Source organism: Psychromonas sp. L1A2 (assembly GCF_009828855.1).
In the GTDB taxonomy this organism is placed as follows: Bacteria; Pseudomonadota; Gammaproteobacteria; order Enterobacterales; family Psychromonadaceae; genus Psychromonas.
Map to the genome: position 1 here is coordinate 252488 of NZ_WUAG01000001.1, position 11623 is coordinate 264110.

The 11623-nt window shown below is 37.5% G+C and carries 9 protein-coding genes and 1 riboswitch; of the genes, 1 reads left to right on the forward strand and 8 read right to left on the reverse strand.

Annotated features, from left to right (window positions below; genetic code table 11):
* Positions 1 to 282 precede the first annotated feature (282 nt).
* Together GQR59_RS18545 and GQR59_RS01045 are read right to left on the reverse strand one after the other, a co-directional pair.
* Positions 283 to 684, reverse strand: a complete 402-nt coding sequence (locus GQR59_RS18545) for a hypothetical protein (RefSeq protein ID WP_236546617.1) — start codon at positions 682 to 684, stop codon at positions 283 to 285.
* A 76-nt stretch (positions 685 to 760) separates the two neighbouring features.
* Positions 761 to 1489, reverse strand: a complete 729-nt coding sequence (locus GQR59_RS01045; protein WP_160060318.1) for a hypothetical protein — start codon at positions 1487 to 1489, stop codon at positions 761 to 763.
* 549 nt (positions 1490 to 2038) lie between these two features.
* Between GQR59_RS01045 and GQR59_RS01050 the strand changes: the two genes are divergently transcribed.
* Positions 2039 to 2236, forward strand: coding sequence for a hypothetical protein (locus GQR59_RS01050; RefSeq protein ID WP_160060319.1), 198 nt, complete (start codon positions 2039 to 2041; stop codon positions 2234 to 2236).
* A 283-nt stretch (positions 2237 to 2519) separates the two neighbouring features.
* On the opposite strand, the gene GQR59_RS01055 is transcribed toward GQR59_RS01050, so the two are convergent.
* The 6 genes from GQR59_RS01055 to GQR59_RS01080 all read right to left on the reverse strand — a co-directional run bounded on the left by GQR59_RS01055 (position 2520) and on the right by GQR59_RS01080 (position 11603).
* Positions 2520 to 2786 carry a hypothetical protein gene (locus tag GQR59_RS01055; RefSeq protein WP_160060320.1) on the reverse strand — a complete coding sequence of 89 codons (267 nt, stop codon included), beginning with the start codon at positions 2784 to 2786 and terminating at the stop codon, positions 2520 to 2522.
* A gap of 184 nt (positions 2787 to 2970) precedes the next feature.
* On the reverse strand, positions 2971 to 3435 hold the full coding sequence (locus GQR59_RS01060; protein WP_160060321.1) for a hypothetical protein: 465 nt from the start codon (positions 3433 to 3435) through the stop codon (positions 2971 to 2973).
* A gap of 1149 nt (positions 3436 to 4584) precedes the next feature.
* A complete protein-coding gene (gene ribB, locus GQR59_RS01065; RefSeq protein WP_160060322.1) occupies positions 4585 to 5232 on the reverse strand; it encodes a 3,4-dihydroxy-2-butanone-4-phosphate synthase in 648 nt (215 codons plus the stop codon).
* A 94-nt stretch (positions 5233 to 5326) separates the two neighbouring features.
* Positions 5327 to 5503, reverse strand: a riboswitch (FMN riboswitch).
* 293 nt (positions 5504 to 5796) lie between these two features.
* Positions 5797 to 8106, reverse strand: a complete 2310-nt coding sequence (locus tag GQR59_RS01070) for a beta-1,3-glucanase family protein (protein ID WP_160060323.1) — start codon at positions 8104 to 8106, stop codon at positions 5797 to 5799.
* Positions 8107 to 8504: 398 nt separating this feature from the next.
* A complete protein-coding gene (locus tag GQR59_RS01075) occupies positions 8505 to 10583 on the reverse strand; it encodes a DUF4962 domain-containing protein (RefSeq protein WP_160060324.1) in 2079 nt (692 codons plus the stop codon).
* Between the two features lie 630 nt (positions 10584 to 11213).
* Entirely contained in the window at positions 11214 to 11603 is a 390-nt protein-coding gene (locus tag GQR59_RS01080; protein WP_160060325.1) for a DUF3461 family protein, read from the reverse strand.
* Positions 11604 to 11623 lie beyond the last annotated feature (20 nt).

Consider the following 11623-nt stretch of genomic DNA (forward strand, 5'->3'; position numbering starts at 1 on the left):
AGAGTTTGTTATTGATGTAGTTTTTTTTGCCTGATTCAATTGTTATATTTATTCCCCCACCGTACCCTAAAGCACCTAATAAATTACTGTACAGAGAAGCATTAAATAAAATAGATGGCGTAATAACTGCAAAAGAAAATGATATAACTACAGCCAAAATGAAAAGTGTTTTTCTATTCCAGAGAACCATCAAAGTAATAAATGTTACAAAAAAGACCAAGGGGACGATTATCCATCTACTTATGGTGACTACAAAAGATAAATATGGAAGAGTAAATACAATTACTGATAAAAATAGAGCGATAACAATACAGAATAGAATAACAGTTGATTTTTTTTATCTTTTACTAGGACCTGTAAAATAGAAGTTGCTCCCTTAAGTATGATGTCATTCTGAATATAGTTATAGATGAGCTTTCCAAAAAAATATATCGCAGTGAAAGCAATAATTGCTAAAATAATAATACTGAAACTTGCACCAAATACAGTTAAGTTTAAATATGGAACTCCCTCCGCAGGAACTCTGAACCCATTAGACCAAGCATAATAATAAGTAGCATATTCACTTAACTTTCCTACATATGTTGCCCCACCAAGTGTCCCTAATAAAGATAGAAATATATATCTAACAATGAAATTCTGCTTTATCATAAATTCTAAATATTTTTTGATCGTGTCAACCATTTCTCTTTCAATTCCTTTTAAATATACGGGAAAGATCAAACCTGAACATAACGTCCTTGTTAAACAACTTGTATGTTTATATTTGATTATATAAATCAGCAACGTTACTTATTATATGTTCTTCGTATACTTTTTCGTAAAGTACATTTATTTTGTTAATGACAAAATCATTTAAATATACAATTAATTTTTGATACTTTTCAAACGAAGACTTTGACAAGGAGTTCACATAATAACTATCAATACTCATAATTGGTGGAACTTTATTTCTTAAATCTGGATGGAATACTAAGCTAACAGACGATGATTCTAAGTCTGTATTCCCACCATGAGCAATATACTCATTTCGCGCCTCAATTAACTGTTCATGTAGTACTTTCAGATCATCAGTTTCTTTATTAAACACAGCAGACTTATCCAACTTGAGGCGACGTCCATTCGCTGACGCGAAACATTTACCATATGTAATAACTAACGAAATATAAAGGGACTTTCTAATCAAGGCAGTTTCATTACAGGAATCAAAGATATAACCATTTTTCTCACCTTGGATATCTGGAATATCAGAAGCCAAATTTATTGCAATGGAAAGCATTTCAATTAATTGTTTAAGATCTTTTTGAATTAAAGAGTAGCGCGCTAAAATTTCAGATTTTTTCCATGAAACTTCATATGAAGGGCATTTTTCCCCATTTAAATAAAACTCTTTTATATATTTATTTGCCTCTACATTTAAAGTCCACTCAGAGCTAAGTTCAGGGATTAAAGTACCCGTGGGATCTCGTAAATCCTGCTTTTTCTTCATATTGCTGCTACCCCTCTTTTATAAACATAACGAGGCTGTAGAATTTCTCATTTTCAGCCTGTTTATTTTAAATAAAAATGACAGTAGCTTACATTTACTTTAGATCAAATAGATTATTTTTCTTTTATTAACTAATTGATTAAATTGAGTCATAAATGGGATTAGAGGGCTAAACATGAGGGATTTATTGAGTTAAGGGCTTAACCCTTGCGTTAATAATGTTTGGGTGTCCCGTACTTTGTCTTTGTTTTTTGGTTCGTCTGCGCTCATCGTGGCCGTTTGACTTTTATTAGCAGTGTTTTCGCCCTGTCGGCGACATCCTTTCTTTTACCAGAAAAGAAAGGATGCAAAGAAACTGGCCACCGGATCACTTTCTTATCCAAACGCTAACAGCCTTTCTTAACGCACCAGTTCATACAGCACGTCCATGTGCTGAATGAACTTACAGCAAACGTCCTGTTTGCTGTTGCTGAAAGTCATTTATCGCTTGGGAAAGCTCAACGGTAGGGGAGTTGTAGCCACATTGAGCTTTGTTTTTGTTGGGGTTTTGTGGATAAATTTTTAAAAGGCAAAAAATCTAAGCCCACTCTTTTTAGCCGTTTTGAGTTTTGGTTCGTCTGCGCTCATCATGGCCGTTTAATTTTTATTGGCAGTGTTTTCGCCCTGTCGGCGACACCCTTTCTTTTACCAGAAAAGAAAGGATGCAAAGAAACTGGCCACCGGATCACTTTCTTATCCAAACGCTAATTGCCTTTCTTAACGCACCAGTTCATACAGCACGTCCATGTGCTGAATGAACTTACAGCAAACGTCCTGTTTGCTGTTGCTGAAAGTCATTTATCGCTTGGGAAAGCTCAACGGTAGGGGAGTTGTAGCCACATTGAACATCGATTATCTGTAGCTTTTTGATAGGCATATTTTAAAAATAAAAAATAAGAACTGACCTTATAATTATTGATTGTAGTGTTGATTCGCCTGCGCTGACAACCGTTCTATTTTCAGTTGATTAGCTTGTTATATTTATTTCTGTTTATGCAATAATTAGTTGTGCAACACCAATTAAAACCAAAGCAAAAGTTAACCAATTTAATGCTTTAGTTACACGACCAGAGCTTGTTGATGAATCTTTAAACGCTTTTTCTAGACCATCTATTTTAGTGTTTAAGTTTTCTAATGCAGTACTTACTTTCCGTGTTGCGTCAGATTGTTTTTCAAGGGAATCTCGGAGATCCTCTGTACACCTAAAAAGAACTTCTGGAGAGATTTTCTCTTTATTTTTATTTTCAGCGTTGCTCAAGTGAACAATCCTCCTTATAAACATAACGAGGCTGTAGAATTTTTCTTTTTTTAAGAAAAAATACATATTCTCGTATTTTTATTACATTTTAAAATAATGACTTATAAATCACAATTTACCGTAAATTTATAAATTGGAGTTATGCGTCCGAGTTTATTAGCTTGTTATATTTTATTTATTACATCTACCTGTTTTGTGTTTTTTTATTTAAAAGATTATTCATTTCAAGTGCTTTTTTAACTGGATTGCTTTGTATTTCTTTATTCCTTTCGATATTCGCTCTTAATAGTTGATTTTGCTCTGATATCAGTTTCTGTAATCGGACGGATGCTTCATTAGATGAATTAAAAGACAAAATAGAAAATAAAGCAGAAGTTGCAAGTGCAATCAAACTTACGAAAAGCATAACTCTATTCCAGTAGTTTGATGACTTCGAACTTTCAGATACTCCATCTTTAATAGTTAATTGTAAATCTTCCAATTTTTCGTTAGTTTCGTTACCTGGGTTTGGGGGATGTGGTGGTGTATTTCTCACCAAATCGTCCATTTTCTGTTGTTGAGATTCAAAAACATCATCAAACATATTATTTATTGGTTTTTGCGCGCTATTTTCACTAGAAATAAAACCAAGATCTTTCAAATCCACCATACGGACCCCATAAAAATATAACAGTTTATTAAACCGAAAAATTCCATATTTCTGGTGGAAATACGGAATAGTTTAATTTGTTAAAAATCAATTAATAATAGGCTCAATTAACAGTAAATCAAATGTTTAGAATAAAACGTCAAAATTTAATGATGTGGAAAGGTGGGATAATTCTTTATTAACAACGGAAAGGAAGAATAGTGTTAGTTTATTTACAGCCAGCCTAGTTTTAAGCCCTGATTATTCGTAATGCGACAGTCACTATGGGTACAACTCCTCGCCGTTGAACTTTCCCAAGCAATTAACTCATTTTAGTAAAGCCAAATTAGATGTTTGGATTAGTTGAGGCTTTAAGGTGCATCGACTTACTAGGACGCTCAACACGGCTGCATCAATTTTCCATTTTCGTTTTTCTGAATCAATATCTGCCTTTAGCAAGGTTAGGCAGGGATGCCGTTGCTAGTTCAGAGCGCCACAGGGATGTGGCGTATGAACGGTGCGTTAAGAAGGCAGTTATTGCTATATTTTCAAAAGAGGAGATTAAAAAACGATATGGGCGAATTTCTTTTCGATTTTCATAGATATAGCTTTTCTTTGTTCGTATAAAGAATCTTGCTTATTCATACTGCGAAACTGTGCTTCGGTTTTTCTAACGCTAAACGCCGACAGGGCGAAACACCAAGTAAAGAATAATCATGCTGCTCCAATGAGCACAGACGAACCAATACTCATCATGGCTACAAATTCCCGCCGTTGAGCTTTCCCAAGCAATCAATGTATTTTAGTAAAGCCAAACAGGATGTTTGGATTAGTTGAGGCTAGTGCATGGATGCACGTACGAAACGGTACGTTTAAAATGCGTTTATTGTTTGGATAAGAAAGCGGTTCGGTGACAGTCTTTTTGCTTACTTTTTCTGCTGTTCAGAAAAAGTAAAGTCGCCGACAGGGCGAAATCAAAGCTAATAAATATCAGACAGCCTCCATGAGCGCAGACGAATCTTACTTTATTCAAATACAAACTAAACCAAAAGCACAATTGTTGCGACAAAAAAAAGACCGTCTATATTTCTACAGACAGCCCACAAAGCTATAACTCACTTCAGTTTTAAAAGTTTTGGCAATCCAAAACTACACCTAGCTATATATGAATTAAGCTACCTGCTCTGCTTTAATATAATTCACCAAATCATCAATACTCACCACTGGCATATCGTGCTGCTGTGCAAACTTCACCACTTCCGGTAAACGTGCCATCGAGCCATCTTCATTACTTAATTCACAAATAACACCGGCGGGAGCAAACCCTGCTAATGTCGCTAAATCAACGGCTGCTTCCGTATGTCCTCTTCGTACTAATACGCCACCTTCAACTGCTTGTAGTGGGAAAACATGGCCTGGTCGAGATAGGTCATCTGCTGTTGCGTTGGGTGCGACTGCGGTTTTAATGGTAGTGACACGATCTGCTGCAGAAACACCTGTTGTCACGCCGTGCTTCGCTTCGATACTGACAGTATAAGCGGTGGTATTTTGGCTGGTGTTGTTGCTGACCATTTGTGGAAGTTGTAGCTTTTGAGTGGTTTTTGTTGGTAAGCATAAACACACTATGCCACTGCCTTCACGGATCATCATCGCCATTTGTGGGGTTGTTAATGTTTCAGCAGCAAAAATAAAGTCACCTTCATTTTCTCTGTCTTCATCATCTACCACTAACACGCCTGAGCCGTTTTTGATTGATTGAATTGCATTTAATACACGAGAATGTGCATCACCGAATAAACTTAATAGAGACTGACTCATGGTATTTCCTTTGAATAGTTACCAGAATCAGGGCATTGAGAATGGCATCATCCAACAATTAGATGATGTCAATTAGCACTACAACTGTAGTGCTTTGGTTTCTCTTTCATCCGGACTTTAACCGTCGGCTCTGGAATTAAACCAGATCTGCTGACCTTCATTGCTACTATTACTACGTTTATTATTACGTTAAACAGTCAATAAAGCGCTCGCGGGCTCACCTAAAAGGTTTACCGCCGGTGGGGAATTTCGCCCCGCCCTGAGAATTGCTAAGTTAAATTAGCGGGCAGATTTTAACGCTTACTGAATAAGGAAGATAGTTGAAATAGAAGATAGTTGGAAGAATGGCATTATTCTGACTTAATGGCACAGAGATGAGGCAGATGAACCCACTTTTAAATGAACTCGAACAAAATAAAAAGGTGTAAGTTTGGGCTGACAATAAAAAAAGCCTGCTATATCGCTATAGAAGGCCTTGCGTTAAAAAATAAAGCTAAAGCTAAAGCTAAAACTAACTCAATACGTTAATCTTATTTTCAATTTCAAGTTTAAGCTTATGTTGGGCTAACTTAACGTTAAATTTATCCAGTTCAGATTCCAATCATCATCTGTTGCTATTAAACGTAATGTTACCTCGCCTGCTGGTAAGGTGATGCTGTCTGACTGGGTTTCCCAATTAGCCCAACCACCTGTTGATTGAAGGGTAGTTGAGATTTCTGTCACGCCATCTACTTGAATATTGACTGCGCTGTCATCAATGCTCGCGATACGATATTCAATAGTGTAGGTGCCTGCTGTTGCTACGGTTATTTGATATTCCATATAATCACCGCTATCAATCCAACCTACATTTAGGTCTCCGTCACTATCAATGGTTGTCTCTGTTTGAATTCCAGACATTGCGCTGTAATCTTCAGCTTGAATACGTGCATAGCCTTGTTCATCAAAACTACTTTCAGAACTGCTAGTGGTTTCATCTAAGGTAAGATCTATCCAGTTAATGTTCCAGTTATCATCTGTTGCAAGTAAACGAAGGGTGATATTACCTGCAGGTAAGGTAAGCGTGTCTAATTGTGTTGTCCAAATGTCCCAACTCCCTGTTGATTCAAAGGTGGTGGTGAGCACTGTTTCGCCATCTACTTGAACTTCTACAGCGCCTTCAGCATCAATACTCGAGATACGGTAGGCAATGGTGTAATCACCTGCTGTGTCTATCGTCAGGCTGTATTCCATGTAATCGCCAGCGTCAATCCAGCCTACATTTAAGTCACCACTGCTGTCAGTGGTGGTTTGTGTTTGAATGCCAGACATCGCGCTGTAATCTTCTGCTTGAATACGCACGGTTGTGTCATTACTGTAATCACCATCATTAACTTCAACGGTAATACTCGCTGACACAGTTCCATCATAGCTACTGACGGTGATGGTCGATGTGCCTGTTGTTAGTGCTGTCACAAGACCATCTACTACTGTCGCCACTGCGGTATCACTTGATTCCCAAACGATGGCATCATTATCTACATCAGTAGGTAATAAAGTTGATTCTAGTTGTGATGTTTCGTCACTGCTAAGGCTTAAGCTACTTTCAGATAAGGTAATTGATTCAGGTGCGACATAAGGGTCATCAACAAATCCACCAATAGTGATTTTTACTGATTCAGGCGTTGTGCTTTGTATTGTTGATGAGTAATCAAATACATCATCATAAGCAAAAGCATAGGTCTCACCTTCAAAGCTAATGTCTTCAGAGTGGAAGAAGGCAACATATTCGTTGTGCGTGGTGGTGTCGCCAAAGTAAGTACTAAGATCTGACCATTCTAATAGTTCCCCACTTTCAGCATCAAGATCGATAGCACCACGGTTGAATGCCGCACTAAAGTGTTTTTGAATATTTAAATCAGCATTAACATCTCCAGTACTTTCTACATCTTCAGCTAATACGCCACTGGCTTCTAAAATCTCAAGCGTATCTGGTTTTGCGGAGATCATGCCGATGGTGCCATCACTTTCATTGGTAAAGATGAATTGATCATCAACAACAATGCCAGACCAAACGCCAGCATCACCAATGCTTAAGTACATAGGTTCATCGGTATAACGAGCCCATACAGCATCAACATAATCTGAGAAATAGTCGCTGTAGCTTTCTCCATCTTGGAAAGAGGTGCTTTTTGATGGGTTTAAAATAATGCCTAGGTCTTCGTCAAGCGAACCTTGAAAAGCCTCTCCTACACGTGAAGTCCATTCTTCAAGAATATCTTCATGGGCTAATACTTCACCAACACGTTTATAGAAACCGTCTGTACCCCAAACTTCAAGGCCCATTGGGTATTGATATGCATCTACACGCGTTGTATTTGTCCAAAGGCCATTATCACCATAGGTTAATTCAACTAATTCATATCTGAGGTTTAGGTTCGGATCTGAATCATTTGATAATGAAGGGGCTGAATAACCGCCGCCATCACCGAAAAAGTAGAGGTAAAGCGGTGATTCAAATGAGATGAAAATGCGCACTGAAGAAATAAGTGGCATGTTAATGGTTTTATCTGGGATCTCGCTGAGTAAAGTGAAAACATCTGCATACATCGCGTTTGCACCTGGACCATAATTACCATTATAAACAGGCCCTTTTAATGTGTTGTTCTCCACTGACATTTCATTCACTTCACCAGTGGCCATATCTATCCAAACGTCGGTATCATCTACTTTACCCACAAGGGCGACATAGACTTTTTCATCGCTAAACTCTGAAATATTATTGATGACGTAGGGAAGGGGTAATGTTTGAGCGGTGACTTTACTAATGAAAAAGCTACACAGTAAAACAAGTAACATTGGTATCACGGTTTGCATTCTCTTTTTGACTATCATGTCATTTATATCCTTAGGTTATGAGTAGTTCTATCTTGAGTTTTAGGACTAGTTAGTTCCATTCAGTGGGATAATTCATGCTGATAACAATCGTAATGAGAAAATGGCTGTGATTGTTGAGTTTAGTTTTTTAATTAAATGTATACCGCTCCAATGGCATAGATGAACCTGATGATTAAGGTTTATTAAAAAGCTAATGATAAGCTTTATTAAACCGTTAATAACGGCAGAAAAGCACCGTTTTTTCATAATAAAAAAGGCTGCTTATATCACTATAAGCAGCCTTCTTAATACAGAGAAGCTAAGTCATATTACAACTCAGTCGTATTGAAACTAAGTTGTATTAAAACTAAGCCAGAAATATAACGTTATGGTGTTATATCTCTATAGTGATTAGCTTAAAGCTCAATCACTACCACTTCACCATCAATCGTTAACTCTAAAGAATTACCCACTAATTTATGTGACACTTCAGTTTTAGGGCCGTTCAATTTACTTGGTACTAACAGCGTTAAAATGTTGTGTTCTTTTTTCGCTTTAAACTTAGCTTCAACATGGCGGTGCACTTCAAGGTCAGCGTATTCAGCTGGGTCAACTTCACCAAAACCTTCTACGTTTTCAATTGAAAGTAGGTCGTCTTTACAATCGTTGATGAATGACACGTCTAATGTTGCGTTTTCACCAATGATTTTGAAAGCATCCACTGCTGTTTCAGTTTTGAATGTGGTGTGCAATAACCAAGTCAGATCTTGTTCTGATTTAATCGTTGCAGTATCACGCATTACAAAGACTTTACCTTTAGCAAACCAGATTTTACGTTTGTAAGATTCAAGATCTGGGTTGTGGAATTGGTATGAAGTAGATGCATCACCTTCAACAAATAACACGTCAGATTCTGTATCGTAATCAGTGATTTTACCGCCAGCTTCAATACAGTAACGATCTTGGTGTTCGCCTTCAAATTTCGTTGTTGTGTTCTCTGCGTACTGACCTTTTCCATCAAATAATGGTAGGTTTTTAGAGAAGGTACGACGACGCCATTTGATGTGCATGTCTACACCGAAACCACCGTAGTAACCTGTGATAGACGCTAACGTGTCGCCAAATGCATGCAACGTGTATGCGTTTTGGTCACCGTGTGAATGGCTGATTGAACCAAATGGGCTACATTTGTAAACCATGTGGATATGCTCTTCACGGTTTGTCATGTTGCTGTGGAATGCTGCCCAACCAGTGATTGGGAATACTTTTAGTAACGGCTTATTAGAAGGCGCAACTTCAGGCATGTCGTTCCATAGGTAATCAAAACGTAAGTCATCGTAACCAAAGTCCCACCAACCGAAGTTGTAGAATTTTGTATGTGCTTCAGTATCACGTGCTTTTAATTGGTTGTAGTACCAAATGTATTCAGGTTTGTTGTTTATGCCCGCAAAATGTTTGATGTTGTAAGCGAGTTTTAGACCTGGGAAATCACCAATACTTGATTGGTCACAGAAGCTGGCACGTTTAGAGTGAACAGGCATACAGTACATGATGAAATCACCTGTATTTTTGTAGAACTCTTTGTTAAACATGTTGATAGAGGTGTAGCTTTTTAATAAATCAAAAGACTCACCTAAGAAGGCCATTTGTGTGTTCCAGTAATCTGGACCTTCAGCCCATGCGCCGTCTTTACCGCCCCATGGTGGGTAATGCGTTGCATAGTATTCAATACCGTATTCGATGTATTCACGTGCTTTAGGGTATTCGTTGTATAACGCGATACAAGTTGGAATAACCGCTGAACTGATACTACGAACGCCGTGGCTGTTTAGTGGGTTAGCTAATAAATCTACAGTCACTTTAAGGTGATGCATGATTTCTTCTAAACGCACGATCAGTGCTTGTTTTACTGTTTCACGTTCTTCATCTGTAAAATAAGCGTGTAACCAGTCAAAACCCCAAGCCATTGAAGCGATAACACGGAAAGCCGCTTCATCGTTGTAACCACGAGATGTTACGCCTTCTGGATCGTAAGACGCTAAGGTTAATGTCCATGCTTTTGCTTTTGCGATGATTGCTTCATCTTCTAACACGATACCTGCGATTGACAGGTTACGGGTAGCATTGAACGCTTCTTGACAGCTAACGTACATTTGACGCCAGTAAGGACGCCATAATGAAGCCTTACCAACGGTTTCTTCTGGGTAAGCTTGTGGTTCTGGATAAGGCGCGACGTCTAAGAATTTATTCGTAGAGTTGTTCATGAACGCATCAAATTTGCAGTAGCCTGCATCGTTTTTAAGGTTCGCTTTGAATGCTGGAAGATCTTTGCTTTGAACTAATAGGCGAGGGTGATCAACGCTTAAGTTATCAAGGAAAGAAAGATCAATTGTAGCTTTTTCGACTTTAACTGGCATCACATCAATCAGATTACCTGCAGACTTGTCGTTTTCTAGTTTGATCGCTTTAATGGCGTCAAAAGACTTGTTAGACATTTAAAACCTCTACTTATGAAATTAATAAACTTTTACGTGCCTTTAAATAACGTTTTTTGAACGTCGTATTTAAAGGTATTTAAATTAAATATACAGTCTAAACGAGCGTTGGAAAGCAGGTTTTATGTGTTAAAACGCGCTCTATTGTAGAGCAACAAGCTTTAGCTGTAATGATAAGACCTGTAGCAATCACGGTCTTAGCGATAGCTAATTTATATCATTTGTATTACTTAATTACAATAATGTGAGTGTTGTTCAATTGCAATTTTAGGGGTCGATCACAAGGAGGGAATAGAGATATAAAAAGCAGTTCATTAAGACTCAATATTTGAGCTTGTTTGATCTTTGTTTGAAAACGGTTCGGAAACTATTTGGAAGTTGTTTAGAGGTTGTTTAGAGGTTGTTTAGAGGTTGTTTAGAAGTTGCTTAGAAAGAGGTTTGAAAGTCATTCGCAGTCGTTTGTAAGATGATGAGTAGGTAAAGGAGCATTTGTATATTGATGGTGGTATTTTGATGGTTTTATCTTAATGAGATAGGTATTTTAGCCGTTATCTCAATTCCACTAAAAACAAACAAGCGAACAATTAAGTTCGCTTTTCATATTAAAAGAGTCGTAATGTTAAGATTCTTTTATGATAATTTATCTAATTTGTTTTCTATATCTTGGATCTTGTTATCTACCACTGATTGTAAGTGTTTCAAGTCCGATAGAACCTGTTGTTTTAGCTCTTTTTCAGTACTTACTTGTAAGCTTAAGCTGTCTAACTCTTTAATTATCTTATGCAGCGTTGGGTTGATTTCAGATAATTCAGCTGTGCCTTGGATATGTTGGTTGTGCTGGCCACCACTTACTGTTTTTATTTGACGCTGAAATTTATATTTGCTGCTACGGCCTATCAACATGCCAGTGCTTTTACGGAAATATACTTTTAAAATATCTTTATCGCCTTCTTTGCGTAACGAATAGCGTTTGATATTTTCTGGATTGCGGATCCCGATGTCTCTAAGATTTGGATACATAACTTCTCCTTAAGTATATT

What these genes read in the sequence shown, in the direction of transcription:
- GQR59_RS01070 (WP_160060323.1), bottom strand. Translation starts at nt 8,106, where the DNA reads ATGATAGTCAAAAAGAGAATGCAAACCGTGATACCAATGTTACTTGTT.
- ribB (WP_160060322.1), bottom strand. Translation starts at nt 5,232, where the DNA reads ATGAGTCAGTCTCTATTAAGTTTATTCGGTGATGCACATTCTCGTGTA.
- GQR59_RS01045 (WP_160060318.1), bottom strand. Translation starts at nt 1,489, where the DNA reads ATGAAGAAAAAGCAGGATTTACGAGATCCCACGGGTACTTTAATCCCT.
- GQR59_RS01075 (WP_160060324.1), bottom strand. Translation starts at nt 10,583, where the DNA reads ATGTCTAACAAGTCTTTTGACGCCATTAAAGCGATCAAACTAGAAAAC.
- GQR59_RS18545 (WP_236546617.1), bottom strand. Translation starts at nt 684, where the DNA reads ATGGTTGACACGATCAAAAAATATTTAGAATTTATGATAAAGCAGAAT.
- GQR59_RS01060 (WP_160060321.1), bottom strand. Translation starts at nt 3,435, where the DNA reads ATGGTGGATTTGAAAGATCTTGGTTTTATTTCTAGTGAAAATAGCGCG.
- GQR59_RS01080 (WP_160060325.1), bottom strand. Translation starts at nt 11,603, where the DNA reads ATGTATCCAAATCTTAGAGACATCGGGATCCGCAATCCAGAAAATATC.